This is a genomic window from Pseudomonas sp. LD120, from assembly GCF_009861525.1.
Lineage (GTDB): Bacteria > Pseudomonadota > Gammaproteobacteria > Pseudomonadales > Pseudomonadaceae > Aquipseudomonas.
Genome location: NZ_WVHL01000003.1, coordinates 615943 through 637586, shown reverse-complemented (window position 1 = coordinate 637586; position 21644 = coordinate 615943). Strand labels below are relative to the sequence as shown.

General features: G+C 59.5%; 17 protein-coding genes. 6 read left to right on the top strand and 11 right to left on the bottom strand.

Annotated features, from left to right (window positions below; translation table 11 throughout):
* Positions 1-28: 28 nt before the first annotated feature.
* Both gyrA and mtnA read right to left on the bottom strand, forming a co-directional pair.
* The gene (gyrA, locus tag PLD_RS09200) at positions 29-2698 is read right to left on the bottom strand and encodes a DNA gyrase subunit A (protein WP_159891914.1); all 2670 of its coding nucleotides are present in this window, start codon (positions 2696-2698) and stop codon (positions 29-31) included.
* Positions 2699-3052: 354 nt separating this feature from the next.
* On the bottom strand, positions 3053-4129 hold the full coding sequence (gene mtnA, locus PLD_RS09195) for an S-methyl-5-thioribose-1-phosphate isomerase (protein WP_159891912.1): 1077 nt from the start codon (positions 4127-4129) through the stop codon (positions 3053-3055).
* Between the two features lie 108 nt (positions 4130-4237).
* Here mtnA and PLD_RS09190 point away from each other — a divergent pair, with 108 nt between their 5' ends.
* The 5 genes from PLD_RS09190 to PLD_RS09170 all read left to right on the top strand — a co-directional run bounded on the left by PLD_RS09190 (position 4238) and on the right by PLD_RS09170 (position 9097).
* Positions 4238-5569, top strand: coding sequence for a TRZ/ATZ family hydrolase (locus PLD_RS09190; RefSeq protein WP_159891910.1), 1332 nt, complete (start codon positions 4238-4240; stop codon positions 5567-5569).
* 60 nt (positions 5570-5629) lie between these two features.
* A complete protein-coding gene (gene ubiG, locus PLD_RS09185) occupies positions 5630-6328 on the top strand; it encodes a bifunctional 2-polyprenyl-6-hydroxyphenol methylase/3-demethylubiquinol 3-O-methyltransferase UbiG (RefSeq protein WP_075121026.1) in 699 nt (232 codons plus the stop codon).
* 3 nt (positions 6329-6331) lie between these two features.
* Positions 6332-7003 carry an N-acetylmuramic acid 6-phosphate phosphatase MupP gene (gene mupP / locus PLD_RS09180; protein WP_159891908.1) on the top strand — a complete coding sequence of 224 codons (672 nt, stop codon included), beginning with the start codon at positions 6332-6334 and terminating at the stop codon, positions 7001-7003.
* A 57-nt stretch (positions 7004-7060) separates the two neighbouring features.
* Entirely contained in the window at positions 7061-7801 is a 741-nt protein-coding gene (locus PLD_RS09175) for a YciK family oxidoreductase (protein WP_159891906.1), read from the top strand.
* A gap of 369 nt (positions 7802-8170) precedes the next feature.
* Positions 8171-9097: a GGDEF domain-containing protein gene (locus tag PLD_RS09170; RefSeq protein WP_159891904.1), complete on the top strand. Its 927-nt coding sequence runs from the start codon at positions 8171-8173 to the stop codon at positions 9095-9097.
* Between the two features lie 92 nt (positions 9098-9189).
* Here PLD_RS09170 and PLD_RS09165 read toward each other — a convergent pair whose 3' ends face one another.
* The 7 genes from PLD_RS09165 to PLD_RS09135 all read right to left on the bottom strand — a co-directional run bounded on the left by PLD_RS09165 (position 9190) and on the right by PLD_RS09135 (position 17068).
* On the bottom strand, positions 9190-9942 hold the full coding sequence (locus PLD_RS09165; protein ID WP_371929005.1) for a TenA family transcriptional regulator: 753 nt from the start codon (positions 9940-9942) through the stop codon (positions 9190-9192).
* Between the two features lie 76 nt (positions 9943-10018).
* Positions 10019-12478 (bottom strand): EAL domain-containing protein, encoded by a 2460-nt coding sequence (locus PLD_RS09160; protein ID WP_159891900.1) that lies wholly within the window; start codon positions 12476-12478, stop codon positions 10019-10021.
* 208 nt (positions 12479-12686) lie between these two features.
* Positions 12687-14516, bottom strand: coding sequence for an ABC transporter ATP-binding protein (locus PLD_RS09155; RefSeq protein ID WP_178116141.1), 1830 nt, complete (start codon positions 14514-14516; stop codon positions 12687-12689).
* Positions 14500-15102 (bottom strand): DsbA family protein, encoded by a 603-nt coding sequence (locus tag PLD_RS09150; protein ID WP_178116166.1) that lies wholly within the window; start codon positions 15100-15102, stop codon positions 14500-14502. Before PLD_RS09150 ends, PLD_RS09155 begins: the two co-directional genes overlap by 17 nt.
* Positions 15103-15138: 36 nt before the next feature.
* Positions 15139-16080: a rhodanese-related sulfurtransferase gene (locus PLD_RS09145; RefSeq protein WP_159891894.1), complete on the bottom strand. Its 942-nt coding sequence runs from the start codon at positions 16078-16080 to the stop codon at positions 15139-15141.
* 166 nt (positions 16081-16246) lie between these two features.
* A complete protein-coding gene (locus PLD_RS09140; RefSeq protein ID WP_159891892.1) occupies positions 16247-16540 on the bottom strand; it encodes a BolA family transcriptional regulator in 294 nt (97 codons plus the stop codon).
* 12 nt (positions 16541-16552) lie between these two features.
* Positions 16553-17068 carry a DUF2059 domain-containing protein gene (locus PLD_RS09135; RefSeq protein ID WP_159891890.1) on the bottom strand — a complete coding sequence of 172 codons (516 nt, stop codon included), beginning with the start codon at positions 17066-17068 and terminating at the stop codon, positions 16553-16555.
* Positions 17069-17260: 192 nt separating this feature from the next.
* Between PLD_RS09135 and PLD_RS09130 the strand changes: the two genes are divergently transcribed.
* A complete protein-coding gene (locus PLD_RS09130; RefSeq protein WP_159891888.1) occupies positions 17261-18655 on the top strand; it encodes a class II fumarate hydratase in 1395 nt (464 codons plus the stop codon).
* A gap of 69 nt (positions 18656-18724) precedes the next feature.
* Here PLD_RS09130 and PLD_RS09125 read toward each other — a convergent pair whose 3' ends face one another.
* Positions 18725-19909, bottom strand: coding sequence for a thiolase family protein (locus tag PLD_RS09125; protein WP_159893452.1), 1185 nt, complete (start codon positions 19907-19909; stop codon positions 18725-18727).
* A gap of 101 nt (positions 19910-20010) precedes the next feature.
* The gene (gene pap / locus PLD_RS09120; protein ID WP_159891886.1) at positions 20011-21534 is read right to left on the bottom strand and encodes a polyphosphate:AMP phosphotransferase; all 1524 of its coding nucleotides are present in this window, start codon (positions 21532-21534) and stop codon (positions 20011-20013) included.
* Positions 21535-21644 lie beyond the last annotated feature (110 nt).

Genomic DNA, 21644 nt, shown 5'->3' with positions numbered 1-21644 from the left:
GCAAACACTCTGCCCTGCTACGATTTATTTAGTCTTGCGACTCTTCTTCGCCTGCGGCGTCTGCCTGTTGGCCATCGGTCGCATCATCCGGCTCGGCTACCGCATCCAGCACAGTGCCCTCGAATTCAGCGCCCTCTTCACCTTCGTACTCTTCGCCTTCGATCTCCGATGGCTCCTGCACCCGCTCCAGGCCTACCAAGGTTTCATCGCTGGCCAGCTTGATCAGGGTCACGCCCTGAGTGTTACGGCCCAGGCTCGACACTTCGTCGACACGGGTACGAACCAGGGTGCCCTGATCGGAAATCAGCATGATCTCCTCTCCGTCCAGCACCTGAACCGCGCCTACCAGGCGACCGTTACGCTCGTTGCTGACCATGGCGATAACGCCCTGACCGCCACGCTTGTACTCTGGGAACTCGCTGATGGCCGTGCGCTTGCCGAAACCACGCTCGGAAGCGGTGAGAATCTGGCTGCCTTCTTCCGGAATCAGCATGGAGATCAGCTTCTGGCCTTCGGCCAAGCGCATACCACGGACACCGCGAGCGGTACGCCCCATGGCACGCACGTCGGATTCCTTGAAGCGAGTCACCTTGCCACCATCGGAGAACAGCATGACTTCACGCTCGCCATCGGTGATCGCGGCGCTGATCAGCACGTCGCCTTCGTCCAGCTCCAGAGCAATCAGGCCGACACTGCGCTGACGACTGAAGGATTCCAGCGGGGTTTTCTTCACGGTGCCATTGGCGGTGGCCATGAAGATGTAATGGCCTTCGGTGTATTCCTCGACCGGCAACATGGTGGTGATGTATTCACCGTCGTCCAGCGGCAGCAGGTTAACCAATGGACGACCGCGAGCGGCACGGGACGCTTCAGGAATCTCGTAAGTCTTCAGCCAGTACACCTTACCCTTGCTGGAGAACAACAACAGTGTGGTGTGGCTGTTGGCTACCAGCAGGTGAGCGATGTAGTCCTCATCCTTGACGCCTGTGGCGGATTTGCCCTTACCACCGCGACGCTGAGCCTGGTATGCAGCCAACGGCTGGGTCTTGGCGTAGCCGCTGTGGGAAATGGTTACCACGCGCTCTTCTTCCGGGATCATGTCGCCCAGAGTCAGGTCGAGGCGGGCATCGAGGATCTCGGTACGACGCACATCGCCGTACTCGGCGCGGATCACTTCCAGCTCTTCGCGGATCACTTCCATCAGGCGCGTGGCACTGTTGAGGATGCGAATCAGCTCGCCGATCTGATTGAGAATCTCCTGATATTCGGACAGCAGCTTTTCATGCTCAAGACCGGTCAGGCGATGCAGGCGCAGCTCCAGAATGGCTTGCGCCTGTTCTGGAGAGAGGAAGTACTTGCCATCACGCAGACCGTATTGCGGATCGAGGTTTTCCGGACGGCAGGAATCTGCACCGGCACGCTCGACCATGGTCATCACCGCGCTGGACTCCCATGGAGTGCTGATCAACGCTTCTTTGGCTTCCGACGGGGTTGGCGACGCCTTGATCAAGGCGATGACCGGATCGATATTGGACAAGGCAACAGCCTGTCCTTCAAGGATATGGCCACGCTCGCGAGCCTTGCGCAGTTCGAATACCGTGCGCCGGGTCACCACTTCGCGACGGTGACGAACGAAAGCTTCCAACAGATCCTTGAGGTTGAGGATCCGTGGGCGGCCATCGATCAGTGCCACGATATTGATACCGAATACCGCCTGCAACTGGGTCTGGGCGTAGAGGTTATTGAGGATCACCTCAGGCACTTCGCCACGACGCAGTTCGATCACGACACGCATACCGTCCTTGTCGGACTCATCGCGCAGTTCGGTGATGCCTTCCAGCTTCTTCTCTTTCACCAGCTCGGCGATCTTCTCGATCAGGCGGGCCTTGTTCAACTGGTAAGGCAGCTCGGTGATGACGATCTGCTGGCGACCACCGACTTTATCAATGTCTTCAATGATCGAACGGGCGCGCATGTAGATGCGGCCACGGCCAGTGCGATAGGCCTCGATGATGCCTTCACGACCGTTGATGATCGCCGCGGTCGGGAAGTCCGGACCGGGGATGTACTGCATCAACTCATCGACAGTCAGTTCAGGGTTGTCGATCAGCGCCAGGCACCCATCGATGACTTCGCCAAGGTTGTGCGGAGGAATGTTGGTCGCCATGCCCACGGCGATACCGCTGGAACCGTTGACCAGCAGGTTGGGGATCTTGGTCGGCATGACCGCCGGGATCATCTCGGTGCCGTCGTAGTTCGGCACCCAGTCCACGGTTTCCTTGTGCAGGTCGGCCAACAGCTCGTGCGCCAGCTTGGTCATGCGCACTTCGGTGTATCGCATGGCCGCTGCGTTGTCGCCGTCGACCGAACCGAAGTTACCCTGGCCGTCTACCAGCAGGTAGCGCAGGGAGAATGGCTGGGCCATACGAACGATGGTGTCGTACACCGCGGTATCACCGTGCGGGTGATACTTACCGATCACGTCGCCGACAACACGGGCAGATTTCTTGTACGGCTTGTTCCAGTCGTTACCGAGCTCGCTCATCGCGTACAGCACACGCCGGTGCACGGGCTTCAAGCCATCGCGCGCATCAGGCAGTGCCCGCCCGACGATTACGCTCATCGCGTAGTCGAGGTAGGACTGTTTCAGCTCGTCTTCGATATTGACCGGGAGGATTTCTTTGGCCAGTTCGCCCATGAGAAGCCTGATTCCTTTTTCTGGTGAAACTTCGTCACATCCATATGGGACGAACGAAGCTCGCCGCTGCAGGCCTAGTGCCATGCACCGACTTACGACAAATCAACAAGTTATGCCATGGATTTGCGCAGTGAAGGCAGCCGCATCGGACCACCTTGGAAACCGCCGGATGTTATCACAATCGCCGCCACGCACCTATCCCCCAGACGCGCATGGAGCATAGTTAGTTGACCGGTGACAGCCTGATAAGGCACGAGAGAGGCTCAGAGGCAAAATTCGCACACAATTCGCTGTTTTTTACTGACCCGACGGGCCTCCCAACAAGCCTTCATCAACGACGTCGCCCGCTTGCTATCAATGCAAGCGCTTGCGACACATCAATTGCGCTATTTTTGCGGCATCGGGACGCTCGACAATGCCCTTTTCGGTGACGATGGCGTCGATCAGGTCGGCCGGAGTGACATCAAACACCGGATTGAAGGCCTCAATCCCGCCCCCCAAGTGCTTGCCGCCGACTTCCAGCAACTCCGCGCTGTCGCGCTCTTCGATAGGAATGTCTTCGCCACTGGCAAGTGCCATGTCGATGGTTGAACTGGGGGCCACCACCATGAAACGCACGCCATGATGCATGGCATTGACCGCCAACTGATAAGTGCCAATCTTGTTCGCCACATCACCATTGGCCGCGACCCGGTCGGCGCCGACAATCACCCACGTGACCCCCTTGGTCTTCATGATGTGCGCAGCTGCGGAGTCCGCATTGACCATCACCGGAATGCCCTCGCTGGCCAGTTCCCAGGCGGTCAGGCGAGCGCCCTGGAGCCAAGGACGAGTTTCATCGACATAAACCCGCTCCACCATACCCTCCAGCCAGGCAGCGCGCACCACGCCCAAGGCGGTGCCAAAACCACCCGTGGCCAGGGCTCCGGTATTGCAGTGAGTCAGCAGTGCCTGGGAATTGCCCTGATACCGACGGATCAGATCCCCCCCCAACTGAGCCATGGTCAGATTCGCTTCACGATCGCTCTCAAGGATTGACAACGCCTCGACTTCCAGCGCCGCAACCGGATCGTCATGATCCTTGGCTCGCTCCAGACGCTCGCGCATGCGGTTCAGGACCCAGAACAGATTGCCAGCAGCAGGACAAGAGCCAGTCAACAGGCTGAAGTCTTCTTCCAGGGCAGCAACCCAGTCACCGCCGACGGCCCGACGCGCTCGCGCCGCCAATACCAACCCAAAAGCTGCGCTGATGCCGATCGCGGGAGCACCACACACAACCATCGAACGAATCGCCTGCGCGACGCCGGCGACAGTGTCACAGGCGATCCAGGTTTCCTCAAAAGGCAAAATCCGCTGGTCGAGCAAATACAGGGTGCTATCCCGCCAATCAATGGCCTTGAGCTTCTCCGCAGCCAACAGACGATCGCGCATCCTTCACCCCGTACTCATGAACAAAAGCCGCCGATTATAGCGATCCCCCCGAGAAGACGCTCGGGTATACTTCGCCATCCTTTATATGAAGCCTTGGACCGATACTCGATGCCGAACCGTGAAACTGCGCTCGACCTCCTGCTGCTGCCAACCTGGTTGGTGCCTGTGGAACCGGCCGGCGTTGTCCTCAAGGATCATGGCCTGGGCATCCGCGATGGCCGCATCGTATTCATCGGGCCGCGAGCACAAGCCTTGAAATACCAGGCCGCTGAGATCCGCGAGCTGCCCGACATGCTGCTCAGCCCTGGATTGATCAACGCCCACGGCCATGCCGCTATGACACTGTTTCGTGGCCTAGCTGATGATCTGCCACTGATGACCTGGCTGGAAAACCACATCTGGCCCGCCGAAGCCAAGTGGGTGGATGAGGCTTTCGTCCGTGACGGTACCGATCTGGCCATCGCCGAACAGATCAAAGGCGGCATCACCTGCTTCTGCGATATGTATTTTTTTCCGAAGGTCGCCAGTGAGCGGGTCCATAACAGCGGTATTCGTGCACAGATTGCCCTGCCTATCCTGGACTTCCCGATTCCCGGCGCCCACAACGCCGATGAAGCCCTTCGGCAAGGCGTCGAGCTGTTCGGCGACCTCAAGCATCACCCTCGGATAAAAATCACTTTCGGCCCGCATGCGCCCTACACCGTCGGCGACGAGAGCCTGGAAAAAATCCGAGTGATCACCGAAGAACTTGACGCTTCCATTCACATGCACGTGCATGAGACCGCATTCGAGGTACAACAGTCCCTGGAACAGCGCGGCGAGCGGCCGCTGGCTCGACTGGCTCGCCTGGGCCTTCTGGGGCCACGCTTTCAAGCCGTTCATATGACCCAAATCAGCGATGACGACCTGATTTTACTGGTAGAAACCAACACCAGCGTCATTCACTGCCCAGAGTCCAACCTGAAACTGGCCAGTGGCTTCTGCCCGGTGGAGCGCCTATGGCAAGCCGGGGTCAACGTCGCCGTGGGCACCGATGGCGCCGCCAGCAACAACGATCTGGACCTGCTAGGGGAAACTCGCACCGCCGCCCTGCTGGCCAAAGCCGTGGCCGGATCAGCCACGGCCCTGGACGCCCATCGCGCCCTGCGCATGGCCACCCTCAATGGCGCCAGAGCCATGGGCCTGGAAAGTGAAGTGGGCTCCCTGGAAATCGGCAAGGCGGCAGACATGGTGGCCTTCGACCTGTCCGGCCTGGCCCAACAACCGATTTACGACCCGGTGTCACAATTGATCTACGCCACCGGACGCGACTGTGTGAAACACCTGTGGGTTGCCGGCAAGCAATTGCTGAAAGACCGGCGCCTGACCCGCCTGGATGAGCAGCAGCTTGGCGAAACCGCCCGCACCTGGGGCCGGCGCATCAGCGGACACGCCCAATAATCCGACCTTGAGCCGATGCTTAAGGCCCTACACAGAATTTTTAGCTTTGGAGCAATACCCATGAGCAACGTCGACCACGCCGAAATCGCCAAATTCGAAGCCCTGGCCCATCGCTGGTGGGACCGTGAAAGCGAATTCAAACCCCTGCACGACATCAACCCGCTGCGTGTCAACTGGATCGACGAGCGCGTCAACCTGGCGGGCAAAAAGGTGCTTGACGTCGGCTGTGGCGGCGGCATCCTCAGCGAAGCCATGGCCCAGCGCGGTGCCACCGTCACCGGAATCGACATGGGCGAAGCCCCCCTGGCCGTGGCGCAACTGCACCAGCTGGAATCCGGAGTCAACGTCGAATATCGGCAGATCACCGCAGAAGCCCTAGCCGAGGAAATGCCCGAGCAGTTCGATGTGGTCACTTGCCTGGAAATGCTCGAACACGTGCCCGATCCTTCATCAGTGATCCGCGCCTGCTTTCGCATGGTCAAGCCAGGTGGCCAGGTGTTCTTCTCCACCATCAACCGCAACCCCAAGGCCTACCTGTTTGCCATCATCGGCGCGGAATACATCATGAAGCTGCTGCCGCGCGGCACCCATGACTTCAAGAAATTCATCCGTCCCTCGGAGCTGGGCGCCTGGAGCCGCTCCGCCGGCCTGACCGTCAAGGACATCATCGGCCTGACCTACAACCCGCTGACCAAGCACTACAAGCTGGCGGCGGACGTGGACGTCAACTACATGATCCAAACCCTACGAGAGGAATAAGACATGGCAATCAGAGCCGTTCTTTTCGACATGGATGGCACCCTGCTCGACACCGCGCCAGACTTCATCGCGGTGTGCCAGGGCATGCGTCGTGATCGCGGCCTGCCGCCTATCGTCGACCAGCACATTCGTGACGAAGTCTCGGGTGGCGCCAAAGCAATGGTGGCGGTAACGTTCGCCATGGATCCGGAGTCCCCGGGTTTCGAGGAATTGCGCCTGGAGTTCCTCGAGCGCTACCTCAAGCACTGCGCGGTTCACAGCACGCTTTTCGACGGTATGGACGAGCTGCTGGCCGACATCGAAAAGGCCAATCTGATCTGGGGCGTGGTCACCAACAAGCCTCTGCGCTTCGCCGAGCCGATCATGCAGCAACTGGGGCTGGCCGGGCGCTCGGCGCTACTGATCTGCCCCGATCACGTCAAAAACAGCAAGCCCGATCCCGAGCCGTTGATCCTGGCGTGCAAGATGCTCGACCTGGACCCGTCCACCGTGCTCTTCGTCGGCGATGACCTGCGGGATATCGAGTCTGGTCGTGATGCAGGCACCAAAACGGCCGCCGTCACCTATGGCTACATCCATCCGGATGACAATCCCCGGCATTGGGGAGCTGATGTGGTGATCAATCATCCCCTGGAACTGCGCCAGGTTCTAGACAACGCATTGTGCAGCTGCTGAACAGCGGCATTCCCGGATAGATACCGGGGACGATCCCATTTCTGTTGAGGCCTTTTAATGTTTGATTATTCCGCTCGCCCCGAACTGCTCAAGGATCGAGTGATCCTCGTCACCGGCGCCGGCCGTGGCATCGGCGCTGCCGCTGCCAAGACCTTTGCCGCCCATGGCGCCACGGTGCTCCTGCTGGGCAAGACCGAAGCCAACCTCACCGAGGTCTATGACGCCATCGAAGCCGCTGGCCATCCGCAACCTGCGGTGATTCCCTTCAATCTGGAGACCGCCCTGCCACACCAGTACGACGAACTGGCGGCGATGATCGAAACCGAGTTCGGGCACCTCGACGGCCTCCTGCACAATGCATCGATCATTGGCCCGCGCACGCCGCTGGAGCAGTTGTCAGGAGAGAACTTCATGCGGGTGATGCAGGTCAACGTCAACGCCATGTTCATGCTGACCAGCACCCTGCTACCTCTACTCAAGCTGTCTCAGGACGCCTCCGTGGTCTTTACCTCAAGCAGCGTCGGCCGCAAGGGGCGAGCTTACTGGGGCGCCTATGGTGTTTCCAAGTTCGCCACCGAGGGCTTGATGCAGACCCTGGCTGATGAGCTGGACACCGTGGCACCAGTGCGCGCCAACAGCATCAATCCGGGCGCCACCCGCACCAGCATGCGAGCCCAGGCATACCCCGGTGAAAACCCAAGCAACAACCCCACTCCAGAAGAAATCATGCCGGTCTACCTGTACCTGATGGGCCCGGATAGCAGCGGAATCAACGGCCAGGCCTTCGACGCGCAATAACCCCCCTCCGTTCGTCGTGACGGAATACCGTCGCGACGCCTCGGCAAAACCCGACTGCTGCGACTTTCAAGCCAAACAACCGTCACACTGCACGACCAGCGCTGCCTGTAGCGATCCAACCAATTGAATTCATACAAGTTTTATTCAGGTGAACCGAATGGCATGAGTTTCGCTCAAAGAACATGCAACCCACAGCGTATTGGCGCAGTGGAAAACGGCTTTCGCAGGGGGCTTTGTAGCCAGAAGCGAAGCGGCATAAAATGAGCGCGATTGTCCTACGGGACTGATGGAACAGTATGACGCGCCGCTCTGAGCCGCTCTCGCCCAGCCAGCAACACCGTACACAGTACTCAGGGGGCTTGAGCTCAGATGAAAACACCGACCCAGACCAACGCAATTGAATTCGATAGTGCCAAATTGCAACGCCTGGGCTTTGGCCAACAGACACCGCCGATCAAGCAGCCTGTCAGCCTCGGACAATTGCGCCAGCAACTGGGATTGCTGCTGCAAACCAGCCTTGAACCGCAACGCATCCTTGGTTTGTTCTTTCGCGAAGTCCAGCGCCTGGTCCCCCTCGACGCCTTGCATTACCAGTACACGCCCAGCGATCTGCGCTTGGAGTTTGGCCTGCGCGGACATCATTCCATCAGCTACAGCCTGAGCCATGAAGGCGAGCCGATGGGCGAGCTGACTTTCCGCCGCAGGCACCGCTTCAGCGAAGCCGAGCAGAATTACTTGGAGTCGCTGCTGTCCACCTTGCTGTACCCGATGCGCAACGCCCTCTTGTACCGCGCGGCCACCCGTAGCGCACTGCGGGACCCACTGACGGATACTGGCAACCGCATCGCCATGGACCAGACGCTGCTGCGAGAAATCGAAATGGCGCGTCGCCACCTACTTCCGCTGTCACTCTTGATGCTGGATATCGATCATTTCAAACGCATCAACGACAGTTACGGCCACAGCACCGGTGACGAAGTGCTCAAGGCGGTCGCCGCCTCGATCAAAAAGCAGTTGCGCAATGTGGACATGGTGTTTCGTTTTGGCGGGGAAGAGTTTTTGATCCTGCTTTCCAACACCGGACGCGAGGCTGCCGCAATGGTTGGGGAGCGCTTGCGGCATGCTGCGCAAACCCAGGAATACTGGGCAGATGGCATTCAAATCGAACTGACCGTGAGCCTGGGATGCTCGACGTTGTTGCCTGGAGAGTCAGCGGAAAGTTTATTGCGTCGCGCCGATAGCGCGTTATACGTGGCCAAACGTGAAGGTCGCAATCGCCTGGCAATGGCGGGCTAAGCAACCTGCCTCGCCCAGTACATCAATCACGAACAGCTCAATCACCACAAGCGCCAATCGCCCATGGTAATCGAGCTGAGCGTAAATCCGCTCTACCCTTCCGCCAGCGCCAGACGTTCGCGAGTTACAGTGGTCTTTTCCAGCTGCATGCAACGCTCCAGGAACAGGTACATATAGTCATAGCTCTTACAAATGGCTTCGCGCAGCTGCGCCTGCAAGGCCTTGCTCGGATTGAGTCCCGCCAAGGTAACGATGATTTCCAGCGCCTCCCAAGGGTGCGCGTCATCGTACTGCGCATGCATCTTCAACCACTTCATCGCGCGCTTACGATCTTCCTCTGGAAATGCTGCGGCATAGATGCCACTGGAACAGACCAATGCCGACCATTCCCCTGTCGCCCCTTCAATGGCGTAGTTGGTCGCGGCAATGGCTACTATCAGTGAGTCGGCCGAACTGGTGTGCCAGCACCAATGACTCAACGCGTGTAGCTCAGGTGGCACACGCTGAGCCTGCAGGTCTTCCAGAGTCACGCCATGGGCCCGACTCCAATGCACCCAGTAGTCGGCATGATTGAGCTCAACCCGAATGTTGCGCATCAACCAACGGCGCGCCATGTCTTCACCAGGATGGCGGGCAAAACGAGTTTTGGTCAGGTTCTGCGCCATATACAGGGCAAATTGCTCGACCACTGGCCAGCCGCCGATCAGGTACTGGCGCATGACTTTGGCGCTGAGTTTGTTATCACGCATGCGCTGGTAAAGCTCATGCTCCACCACGCGGCGCTTGCTCTCGCTGCAGTCCTGGATCAGTTGCTGGGTCCAGGCGGGGTAACTGGCAGCTTCCATGAGCGGGCCGGTTCGGCTGAATGTGTCGATCACTGTCGGGCTCCTTTTGATTGTGATGTGCGGATCCAAAGAGGTTTCAACGGAACGTGCCGGGCGCCTTGAATAACAGAGGCTGTGGTCGCACAGGCCGACACAGCAAGCTGTCACAGGTGAACAATTGCGGGCGTTCAATAATGTAGCCTTGAGCATAATCCACACCGATTTCAAGCAAGGCCTGCTCAATCTGCGGCGTTTCAACAAACTCGGCAATCGTGCGCTTACCCATGACATGCCCGATGTGATTGATCACCTCGACCATGGCCCGGTTAATCGGGTCGTCCAGCATATCCTTTACAAAACTTCCATCGATCTTGAGGAAGTCTACAGGCAAATGTTTGAGATAAGCGAACGACGACATTCCCGCGCAAAAATCATCCAGAGAGAAATGACAACCTAAGCTTTTGAGTTCATTTATAAAACGTATTGCACTGCCCAAATTAGCAATCGCACTGGTTTCGGTAATTTCAAAACAGATCATATTCGGCGGCACGCCATAGACGACAAATTGCTCGCGCAGGAAGTCGAGGAACTCATCGTCACCGATGGTGATCCCCGAAAGATTGATCGCGCACATCGCCATCGGCCTTTCCTGCCGCTCTTGCATGCACTGGGAGATGATTTTGAACACGTTCTGTACCACCCAGCGATCCAGCGAGGTCATCAGACCGTAGCGCTCTGCCGCTGGAATGAAACTGTCCGGCAAGATCATCCTCCCGGCCTCATCATGCAGACGCAGTAGGATCTCGATATGCCCGCCATCGTGCTCGACACGTCCCAGGGCCGTGATCTCCTGGGCATAGAGGCAAAAGCGGTTTTCTTCGAGTGCCATATGCAGGCGCTGAACCCAGGCCATCTCGCCAAATCGCAAGGACAACTCAGAATCGTCGGCATGATAGACCTGAACCCGGTTGCGGCCTTTCTCCTTGGCCATGTAGCAGGCCATATCCGCTGCCCGCAGCGAGGCCTCAAGAGTGGTCGGAGTCTGGGCGATATGCACCAGACCAATACTGACGGTGGTCACGAAGGGCCGGCCCTTCCACACAAAGTGCAGGTTCTGCACCGTCTGGCGCAGGCCCTCGGCAATCTTCTCGGCGGCCTCCAGGGAGCAGTTCTCCAATAGAATGCCGAACTCGTCCCCTCCCAGCCGGGCCAGAGTATCGCCCTCTCGCAGACCCGATTGCAGCAGCGCGCAGATATGCCGCAGCAGTTCGTCGCCGGCGGCATGGCCACAGGTATCGTTGACCAGTTTGAACTGGTCCAGGTCCAGGAACATCAAGGCGTGCCTGGCTGGATGACGAACCAGGCCATGCAGGGCTTGCTCCAGACGGAACTCGAATTCCCGACGATTGGCCAACCCGGTCAAGGCATCGTGAGTCGCCTGCCAAGAAAGATTGGCAATGTATTGCCGTTCCTGGGTCATGTCATGCAGCACCAGCACCGTGCCACTGACCTTGCCGGTATTGCGGATCGGCGCGCCGACCAGAGTTACCGACACCGTGCTGCCATCAAGCCGCTGGATCAGCTTGGAGTGCTCGCTGCCACCACTGAGTTCGCCACTGAGGATGTGCTCAATCAGGGTGAAACCATCGGCCTGAGCATTTTCATCCAGCAGATTGAACAACGCCGCCAGCGGCAACCCCACAGCCTGCTCGGCCTTCCAGCGGGTCAACTCTTCCGCCGCCGGATTCATGTAGGCAATCGCACCTTCAACGTCAGTGGTGATCACCCCGTCGCCGATGGACTGCAAGGTGATCTGTGCGCGCTCCTTCTCCAACTGCAAGGCATCGGCAAAGGCATGACGCTGAGCCAGCAACTTGTGGGTGCGCAGCAATGCCAGGACGATCAGGACCAGGGCCGTGGCCAGATTGGTCACCAGGAGTAATCGCAGGATGACCCGCGACCCTTCGCCCAAGGCATCGCTGAAGGCCTTGGCCGCGGGAGTGACTTCATCGTTAATGGCAAAAATCTGCTGCTTCCAGTGCCGCATGTCGGCTCCGCTGGCGCTGTTGCTGACGATTCCCCGATGCATCTCCTGGGCAACGGCGTCCAACTTCAGCAGATAACCATCGCCCACAGTCCAAAGGTCGATGGCTTTTTCCAGATAGCTGAAATGTCGAAAGTTGAGGTACAGCCAGATCAGGCTGGGAACGTCATCGGGATGATTGCCACCCTTGAGAATCCCCAGGCGCGCCGCTTCAAGATCCGGCGGCTGATGATCCAGAGCCACCCGCAGCTCATGCCCGCCCTGAGGAACGGCAATCGCATTCTGGTATTTGAGAAAAGCGCTTTCATCTCGACTGTCGGCATACAAGTTGAGGTAATAAATGGCGTCTTTCTGGCCCTTGGACCACAGGCTTTCACCGGCAACATAGCCGCGCACTGCCGACAAGACATACAGACTGAGGCCGCCCAATAGCGCTTGAAATAACACCACAGCGATAAAGGGCCAGACGATGCCCAACAACCGCGGCGTTGCGAAAGTCCGCTTTTGCTTCATGAGGGTCCTTGCTTGCGCACTGCCAAATGAACACCCAGTATTCCCGCCTCAGACAGCACAGATTAGGCCAATTTCCAAAAACTCGGCGCAAGGTGAGTACCGGGCGGCCTCAACCCTGCTGGAGGAAACGACCACTTTCTGAAGCCAAATCGGTTATTCCACCAGGAAATTCAAGTACTAAGCACAGAAAGCAGGAGAAAACTCAAGGCTATCTAACCTGCTGCAAATGCCCGTAAAGCTTGGCGTAAAGGCCGCCATCAGCAATCAACTGCTGATGGTCGCCATCTTCGGCAATCTGCCCGCCATCAAACACCAAAACCCGATCTGCCTGTTTTACTGCTGACAGGCGATGGGCAATGATCAGCGTAGTCCGCCCGCGCAGAAAGCGCGCCAACGCTTGATGCAAGTTGTATTCGGTGGCGGCATCCAGGGCAGAGGTGGCTTCATCAAGAATCACCACCTTGGGTTCGGCCAAGACCATGCGTGCAATCGCCAAGCGTTGGCGCTGGCCACCAGACAAACGCACGCCAGACCGCCCCACCACCGTATCCAAGCCTTGCGGCAAGGCCCTGACGGTGACATCCAGTTGAGCGATCTCCAGGGCCTGCCAGCAGACACTGTCACTGCGTTCACGGCCCATGGTCAGGTTCGCGCGAATCGTATCGTTGAACAGTGCCGGGTGCTGCAGCACCACCGCGACATTCTCGCGCACCGTCTCCAGGCCGATCTCCTGCTGGGTCGCCCCGCCAAAACGGACAGTCCCGGTCTGCGGCGTATACAGCCCCAGCAGCAGCTGTACCAGGGTGCTTTTGCCACCGCCGCTGGCACCGACAATGGCCACCTTCTCGCCAGGGGCGATGGACAGGTTCAGGTTGTCCAGCACCCGTTCATCGCCATAACCGAAGCTCAGACCGCGGACCTCGATGCCAACGGTCTCTCGCCCCAGGAAGGGATCCACGCCACCGACATACTGCGGCTCGTCGGCACGGGCCAGCAGTTCGTTGATCCGGGTCAGCGCCCCGCCAGCGGCGTAATAGGCGTATTGCAGATTCAGCAACTGCTCCACCGGCCCGATCATGAACCACAGGTAACTGAATACCGCCAGCATCTGGCCGATGGACAGGTCGGAAAACAGCACGGTGAGCATCGCCGCCGCACGGAAGATATCGATACCGAACTGAAACAGTAAGCCGCTGGCGCGCCCCGAAGCGTCGCTTTTCCACTGTGAGGCCACCGCGTAATCCCGCACCTCCTCGGCACGCCTGCCCAGGCGGCCAAGAAAGTAACCCTGACGATTGCCGGCACGAACTTCCTGAATGGCCTCCAGCGTTTCGGTCAGCGCCTGGGTGAAGCGCGAAGTACTGTCATTCTCCAGCTTCTTCAGGTGTTTGACCCGCTTGCCCAACTGCACCGTGGCAAAGATCACCAGGGGATTGAACAGCAGGATCAGCAACGCCAGCTTCCAGTGCATCCACATCAGGATGCCGGCCGTGCCCACCAGGGTCAGCATCGCCACCAGAAAGCGGCTCAAGGTTTCACCGACGAACTTGTCTATGGTGTCCAGGTCGGTGACCAGGTGAGTGGTGACCGTGCCGCCCCCCAGGCTTTCGTATTCGCCCAGGGAGATACGCTTGAGCCGCTCGATCAGGCGCACACGGATACGGTAGACGATGTCCTTGGCCAAGCCTGCGAACAACCGTGCCTGGACCACGTTGAACACCAGCGCCGAGCAGCGAAGGATAAACGTCACCAGCAGCATCAGCCCGATATAACCGGCAGCAGCGTGCCAGCCCTCAGGCAAAAACCGATTCATCACAAGCAGCGCCGCATCGCCACGCCCCAGCAGCACTTCATCCACCAACAACGGCAGCAGCAACGGAATCGGCACACTGCACAACGTCGCCAGCACGGCCACGCCATTGGCAATCCACAATGACTTTTTGTGATAAAGGGCCAGGCGGCGGATTTCCGCCCAGCTCAGGCGATCGACAGATTTGCCCTGCGTACTCGAATCAACCGGGTCAGGCACAGGTCGCACGCTCCAACCAACGCCCCAGCAACAGAGATAACTCGCTGAGCGGCTGGTAGCCGTTAGTCAGCAACGCCAACTGACCATGACGCTCGGCCAACAAGGTGGGGAACCCAGCGATGCCCAGGTCCTGGACCCAAGTGAAGTCCGCTGCCGTGGCCGCATGCTGCTCGGTACGGTCGAAGGCTTCGGCAAACTCGATCCGCGGAACTCCGGCCTGTTCCGCCAACTCCACCAGCACGCTGGCCAGGGTGACATCACGGCCTTCGACATAGAAGGCGCGCTGGATCAGCCCCAGCAGTTTCCAGGCACAGTCTGGAGCCAGCCCCCGGGCAGTAACGATGGCGCGACAGGCCGGCTCAGTATCGTAGACAAACCCATCGGACAAGGCGCCCTCGAAGGTAAACGGCTGGCCGGTGGCCTGCTGCACCGCCTGCCAGTGTTCAAGGATGTAGCGCCGGGTGTTGGGCTCCAGCGCCGCGCCGCTACCGGTGCGCAAACCGCCCACCACCAGATGCAGCTCGACGCCGGCAGCCAGGGCCTGCTCTGCCAGGGCCTGGGCCACGGGCGCAAAACCCCAGCACCAGGAACACATCGGGTCCATCACATAGAGCAGGCGGGCAGACATGGCTCAAGCCTCGGAAGAAGATTGCTTGTAGTTGTAACCGATCGGGTGCGGCAGGTTGCGCGCCTTGGCCAATTCGATCTGCTTCTGCCGGTCGATGGCGCTGCGGCGGGTCTTCTCGCTCAGCTTGTCCCAGCAATGGGGGCAACTGATGCCGGGCACATAGTGCTCGGACGCCCGATCCTCGACGCTCACCGGAGTCCGGCAGGCATGACATTGATCGTAGTCGCCTTCGCTCAAGTCGTGGCGAACGGTGACCCGGTTGTCGAACACGAAGCAGTCGCCCTGCCACTTGCTCTCTTGCTGCGGTACCTCTTCGAGGTACTTGAGAATCCCGCCCTTGAGGTGGAACACCTCGTCGAAACCCTCGCTAAGCATGTAGCTCGAAGCCTTCTCGCAACGGATGCCACCGGTGCAGAACATCGCCACTTTCTTGTGTTTGCTCGGGTCGAAGTGGGCTTTGATGTAGTCCGGGAACTCACGGAAGCTAGTGGTCTTGGGGTCGATGGCGCCTTCGAAGGTGCCGATGGACACTTCGTAGTCGTTACGGGTGTCGATCAGCAGCACTTCCGGATCGCTGATCAGGGCGTTCCAGTCCTGAGGTTCGACGTAGGTCCCGACCTTCTTGTTGGGGTCCACGCCGGGCACGCCCAGGGTGACGATCTCTTTCTTGAGCTTGACCTTGGTGCGGTAGAACGGCTGCTCGTCGCAATACGACTCTTTGTGATCGATATCCACCATGCGTGGATCGTTCTTCAGCCAGGCCAGCAGCCCGTCGATGCCTTCACGGCTGCCGGAAACCGTGCCATTGATGCCTTCTTCGGCGATCAGCAGGGTGCCCTTGATACCATTGTCGAGCATGGCCTGCAGCAGGGGCTCGCGCAGGCTAACGTAATCTTCGAGGGTGACGAACTTGTACAGTGCCGCCACGACAATCGGTTGTGTCATGGGAAATCTCTCCAGGTGGCTACCCTCGTAAAGGGTGAACCGGATGCAAAAAAAAACGCGCCGGCATAAGCGGCGCGTTGCGGATTCTATCAGAAAGGCCGCCTCAAGCTCCAAGCGGCAAGCCACACCTGAGTGACCTCAGACTTGCGGCGAGACGCACCCGCGCCTATCGACCACCGGCGCAGGTCGGCGAAGCCGGAGCCGCACCGATCTTCGACCATTCCTCGGGCGTGTAAGTGTGCAGCGCCAGCGCATGGAACTGGCCCATCAGCTCACCCAGGGTGGCGTAGACCTTCTGGTGACGCTTGACGCTGTTAAGGCCGGCAAACTGCTCGCTAACCAATACCGCCTTGAAATGGGTTTCCAGGCCTCGGCTGTGCATGTGGCTTTCATCCAGCACTTGCAGGTGCTCGGGCTGCAATGCTCCCAGCGCCGACTCGATACGTTGTTGCATGGTCATTACGGGCTCCGCTTACTTTTTCTTTGCTGGCGCGGCTTTAGGCTCAAGCTCGGCCGTCATGTCGGCCAGCAGCTTGTTCACCACCGGCACTGCGCTTTCCAGCTTGGCCTGGGTCATCTGCGCCGACTGCTGAGTCAACTGAGGCATTTTTTCCAGGACTTTCTTGCCCAGTGGCGAGCGATAGAACGCCACCAGCTCCTTGAGTTCGGATTCGCTGAAGTTGCTGGTGTAGAGCTTGACCATGTCCGGTTTCAGCTTCTTCCAGCCAATAGCCTGGTCCAGGGCGGTATTGGCCTTGGCCTGGTAGGTTTCCAGCAAAGCACGTTTGGACTCAGGCGCTTTGGTTTGCTCGAAGCGCTGGGCGAACATTTGCTGGACTTGCATGTACACCGGGGTACCGAGCTTGTCCGCGTGGGCCAGGGTCAGGAAGGCCTCGGCACTGGCGTTGTGGCTGGCGGTATCGGCAAGAACCTGGCCGCTGGCACACACCAGAACAACCGCGGTACAGATGGCGCGAAGACGGGTCATCGAGTTTCCTTTTCTAGCAGGCGAGGTAGAACCCCAAGGGCGCTCATTCTGCGCCTATTAATCAACGCCTCTCAAGCCCAGTCCGTGACACCCCGGACTTTGCCCAGGCCAAGGACAGATAACGCCTCCCAAGGGAACCCGAGTCGCGGATCACGGCCTAAACTGGCCAGTCAGACTTGGAGGATTGCCACGATGAATCGAATCGAAACCGACAGCCTGGGTCAGGTTGAAGTCCCGGAAGATGCCTATTGGGGTGCGCAGACCCAACGTTCGCTGGTCAATTTCGCCATTGGCAGCGAGCGCATGCCACTGTCGGTGCTGCACGCCTTGGCACTGATCAAGAAGGCTGCCGCCCGGGTCAACGACCGCAATGGCGATGTGCCCGCAGACATCGCCCGACTGATCGAGCAAGCCGCCGACGAAGTACTGGCCGGCGAACATGACGATCAGTTCCCTCTGGTGGTCTGGCAAACCGGCAGTGGCACCCAAAGCAACATGAACGTCAACGAAGTGCTGGCCGGGCGCGCCAATGAACTGGCGGGCAACCCCCGGGGCGGCAAGTCCCCGGTGCACCCCAACGACCACGTCAATCGCTCCCAGAGTTCCAACGACTGCTTCCCCACGGCGATGCACATCGCCGCAGCCCAGGCGGTGCAATTCCGGCTGCTGCCAGCAATCACCGAGTTGTCCGGCGGACTGGCCGAGTTGTCGGCCCGACACATGAAACTGGTGAAAACCGGACGCACTCACCTGATGGACGCCACGCCGATGACCTTCGGCCAGGAAGTTTCCGCATTCATCGCCCAATTGGGGTACGCCGAACGGGCGATTCGCAGCGCCTTGCCCGCGGTCTGCGAACTGGCCCAAGGCGGCACCGCAGTGGGCACCGGACTGAACTCGCCCCATGGTTTCGGCGAAGCCATTGCTGCGGAACTGGCCGCCCTCTCGGGCCTGCCTTTTGTCACCGCCCCGAACAAGTTCGCCGCCCTGGCAGGCCACGAGCCGCTGACCACTTTATCCGGGGCGCTGAAAACCCTTGCCGTGTGCCTGATGAAAATGGCCAACGACTTGCGCCTGTTGGGTTCAGGCCCCCGGGCCGGCCTGGCGGAAGTCCGACTGCCCGCCAACGAGCCCGGCAGTTCGATCATGCCCGGCAAGGTCAATCCGACCCAATGCGAAGCCTTGTCGATGCTGGCCTGCCAGGTCATGGGCAACGATGTGACCATAGGCTTTGCCGCCAGCCAGGGCCATTTGCAGTTGAATGTGTTCAAGCCGGTGATCATTCACAACCTGCTGCAATCGATCCATTTACTGGCCGATGGCTGCAGCAACTTCCAACAGCATTGCATCGCCGGGCTCGAACCTGACCCGGTGCAGATGGCGGCTCACCTGGAACGGGGGCTGATGCTGGTGACAGCGCTCAATACCCACATTGGCTATGACAAATCCGCCGAGATCGCCAAGAAAGCCTATGCCGAGAACCTGACCTTGCGCGAGGCGGCACTGGAGCTGGGGTACCTGAGCGATGAGCAGTTCGATGCCTGGGTCCGGCCGGAAAACATGCTGGAGGCCGGAAAGCAGGGCTAACCGCGGCTTAGTCACCGGCAAGCAGGCGCGCCCTCAAAGGAAGCGGCTTGCCGGCAAAGCGCGATCAATCTAGCGGACGACCTCAAACAAACCCGTGGCGCCCATGCCACCGCCCACGCACATGGTGACAATGCCGTAGCGCAGATTACGCCGTTGCAACTCACGCACCAGATGCCCCACCTGACGCGACCCGGTCATGCCGAAGGGATGACCAATGGAGATCGAGCCACCATTGACGTTGTACTTTGCGTTGTCGATCTGCAACCGGTCGCGGGCATACAGGCACTGCGAAGCAAAGGCCTCGTTGAGTTCCCAAAGGTCAATGTCGTCGACGCGCAAGCCCTTGGCCTTGAGCAGCTTGGGCACCGAGAACACCGGGCCGATGCCCATCTCGTCCGGCTCACATCCGGCCACGGCAAAACCGCGGAAAAACGCCTTGGGCTTGAGCCCCAGAGCCAACGCACGCTCCAGACTCATCACCAGGGTCATCGAGGCACCATCAGACAACTGTGAAGCGTTACCTGCCGTCACCGAACCGTCCTCGGCAAACACCGGCTTCAAGGTGGCAAGGTTTTCCAGCGTGGTGTCGGGGCGGTTGCAGTCGTCACGATCCACCAGGCCGTCAACAATCTGCACCTGCCCGGTGTGCTTGTCCTCGACCTTGTACTTGACCGTCATCGGCACGATCTCGTCGCTGAACAGGCCGTCAGCCTGGGCCTGGGCGGTACGTTGCTGGCTTTGCAGGGCATAAAGGTCCTGAGCCTCGCGACTGATGTTGTAACGCCGGGCCACCACCTCGGCGGTCTGGCCCATGGGGAAATAGATGCCCGGCACCTGCTCCTTGAGCAGCGGGTTGATCAGGTTATCGGGGTTGACGCTCTTCATGGTCAGGCTGATGGACTCGACACCGCCAGCAACGATGATGTCGCTGCAACCGGAGGCAATCTGGTTGGCAGCAATGGCGATCGCCTGCAAGCCCGAAGAACAGAAGCGGTTGAGGGTCATGCCCGCCGTACCGGTGCCCAAGGCCGAGAGCACCGCGACATTGCGACCTATATTGAAACCCTGGGCGCCTTCATTGGAACCGGCACCGACGATGCAATCCTCGACGCTGGCCGAATCGATGCCGTTGCGGCTGAGCAACGCATTGACACAGTGAGCTGCCATGTCATCCGGGCGGGTCTGATTGAACCGGCCCCGAAAGGACTTGGCCAAGCCGGTCCGTACGCTATCGACGATCACCACTTCACGCATCACACACCTCATTCTTGTTGTCGGTTGCAGGAGTTCGAGCATAGAGCGTCCTCCTCCACGACCGCGACAATCATTCACTCGGCGTATGCGTGAACATCGGCCTACTTCTTGGCTTTCTTGGCTTTGCTGTCGTGTTTGTCGGAACGCTCGAACGCCGCCTCCAGTGCTCGGTTGATGGTTCGCAGCACCTTGATCCGCGCCCAACGCTTGTCGTTGGCCTCCACCAGGGTCCAGGGCGACACTTCGGTGCTGGTGCGATCGACCATGTCGCCCACCGCAGCGCGGTAGTCGCACCACTTGTCACGGTTACGCCAGTCGTCCTCGGTGATCTTGAAACGCTTGAAAGGAATGGCCTCACGCGCCTGGAAACGCTCCAGCTGAGTGTCCTTGTCTATGGCCAACCAAAACTTCACCACGATCACTCGAGCATCGGCCAACTGCTCCTCGAAATCGTTGATCTCGCTGTAGGCACGCAGCCAATCCACGGGCTTGCAAAACCCCTCGACGCGCTCCACCAGCACCCGGCCGTACCACGAGCGATCAAAAATGGTGAATTTGCCCCGCGCCGGAATGTGCCGCCAGAAACGCCAGAGATAGGGCTGCGCACGCTCCTCTTCGGTGGGCGCGGCAATCGGTACGATGCTGTACTGGCGCGGGTCCAGCGCCGCCGCGACCCGGCGAATGGCCCCGCCCTTGCCCGCCGCGTCATTGCCCTCAAACACGGCGACCAAGGCATGCTTGCGCATGCGCTTGTCCCGCAACAGGCCGGCCAGGCGCGCCTGCTCGGTGATCAGTTGCTCCTCGTAGTCGTCCTTGTCCAGGTGCTGGGTCATGTCCAGGCTGTCCAGCAGGCTGAGCTGATCAACCGCGGCCGGCAATGGCGCGGCACTGACCTGGGTCGGTTTCAACGGCTGGCGGTTCAAGGCGCTTTGCAACCCCTCCAGCAGAATCCGCCCCACGGCGAGGCTGCGGTAGTTGGGATCAACGCCCTCGATCACGTGCCACGGGGCATAGTCGCGACTGGTGCGGCGCAAGACCCGCTCACCGTACTTGACGAACTTGTCGTAGGTCTGTGATTGCTGCCAATCCAGCGGACTGATGCGCCAACTGTGCAGCGGGTCGTCCTGCAGGGACTTGAGGCGATTCTTCATCTGTTTCTTGGACAGGTGAAACCAGAACTTGAAAATCAACGTCCCTTCATCGCAGAGCATTTTCTCCAAACGCTCCGCGCCGGCGATCGCCTGATCCAGGCGCGGGTCGTTGATCTCGCCATGCACCCGACTCTGCAGCATCTGGCTGTACCAGTTGCCGAAAAACACCCCCATGCGGCCTTTGGCCGGGAGCATCCGCCAGTAGCGCCAGGCTGGCGGCCGAGCCAGTTCTTCATCGGTCTGCTGGTCGAAGGTGCGCACCTCAATCAAGCGTGGGTCCATCCACTCGTTGAGCAGCTTGACCGTCTCACCCTTGCCTGCCCCCTCAATACCGTTGATCAGCACGATCACCGCAAACGTGGCTTTCTGGCGTAATTCAAATTGGGCTTCGAGCAACGCTTCACGCAAAGCAGGTACCTCGGCGTCATAGGTTTCTTTGTCGATGGCGTGACCGATTTCAGCGGATTCGAACATGGGTGGCTTCCTTCCAAGAATTGTCCAAGACTAGCGGATCGACCTCGGCCTAGGAAAACAAATCACTGAAGCGCCAGCGGCTTGCCGTGGATCAAGCACGACCACGGCGA

Bases quoted from the DNA above. Each gene is read 5' to 3' on its own strand.
- PLD_RS09165 (WP_371929005.1), bottom strand. From the start codon at position 9,942: ATGGAAGCTGCCAGTTACCCCGCCTGGACCCAGCAACTGATCCAGGAC.
- PLD_RS09135 (WP_159891890.1), bottom strand. From the start codon at position 17,068: ATGACCCGTCTTCGCGCCATCTGTACCGCGGTTGTTCTGGTGTGTGCC.
- PLD_RS09160 (WP_159891900.1), bottom strand. From the start codon at position 12,478: ATGAAGCAAAAGCGGACTTTCGCAACGCCGCGGTTGTTGGGCATCGTC.
- PLD_RS09130 (WP_159891888.1), top strand. From the start codon at position 17,261: ATGAATCGAATCGAAACCGACAGCCTGGGTCAGGTTGAAGTCCCGGAA.
- PLD_RS09125 (WP_159893452.1), bottom strand. From the start codon at position 19,909: ATGCGTGAAGTGGTGATCGTCGATAGCGTACGGACCGGCTTGGCCAAG.
- PLD_RS09190 (WP_159891910.1), top strand. From the start codon at position 4,238: ATGCCGAACCGTGAAACTGCGCTCGACCTCCTGCTGCTGCCAACCTGG.
- PLD_RS09170 (WP_159891904.1), top strand. From the start codon at position 8,171: ATGAAAACACCGACCCAGACCAACGCAATTGAATTCGATAGTGCCAAA.
- PLD_RS09140 (WP_159891892.1), bottom strand. From the start codon at position 16,540: ATGACCATGCAACAACGTATCGAGTCGGCGCTGGGAGCATTGCAGCCC.
- mtnA (WP_159891912.1), bottom strand. From the start codon at position 4,129: ATGCGCGATCGTCTGTTGGCTGCGGAGAAGCTCAAGGCCATTGATTGG.
- mupP (WP_159891908.1), top strand. From the start codon at position 6,332: ATGGCAATCAGAGCCGTTCTTTTCGACATGGATGGCACCCTGCTCGAC.
- PLD_RS09150 (WP_178116166.1), bottom strand. From the start codon at position 15,102: ATGTGTTCCTGGTGCTGGGGTTTTGCGCCCGTGGCCCAGGCCCTGGCA.
- gyrA (WP_159891914.1), bottom strand. From the start codon at position 2,698: ATGGGCGAACTGGCCAAAGAAATCCTCCCGGTCAATATCGAAGACGAG.
- PLD_RS09175 (WP_159891906.1), top strand. From the start codon at position 7,061: ATGTTTGATTATTCCGCTCGCCCCGAACTGCTCAAGGATCGAGTGATC.
- pap (WP_159891886.1), bottom strand. From the start codon at position 21,534: ATGTTCGAATCCGCTGAAATCGGTCACGCCATCGACAAAGAAACCTAT.
- ubiG (WP_075121026.1), top strand. From the start codon at position 5,630: ATGAGCAACGTCGACCACGCCGAAATCGCCAAATTCGAAGCCCTGGCC.
- PLD_RS09145 (WP_159891894.1), bottom strand. From the start codon at position 16,080: ATGACACAACCGATTGTCGTGGCGGCACTGTACAAGTTCGTCACCCTC.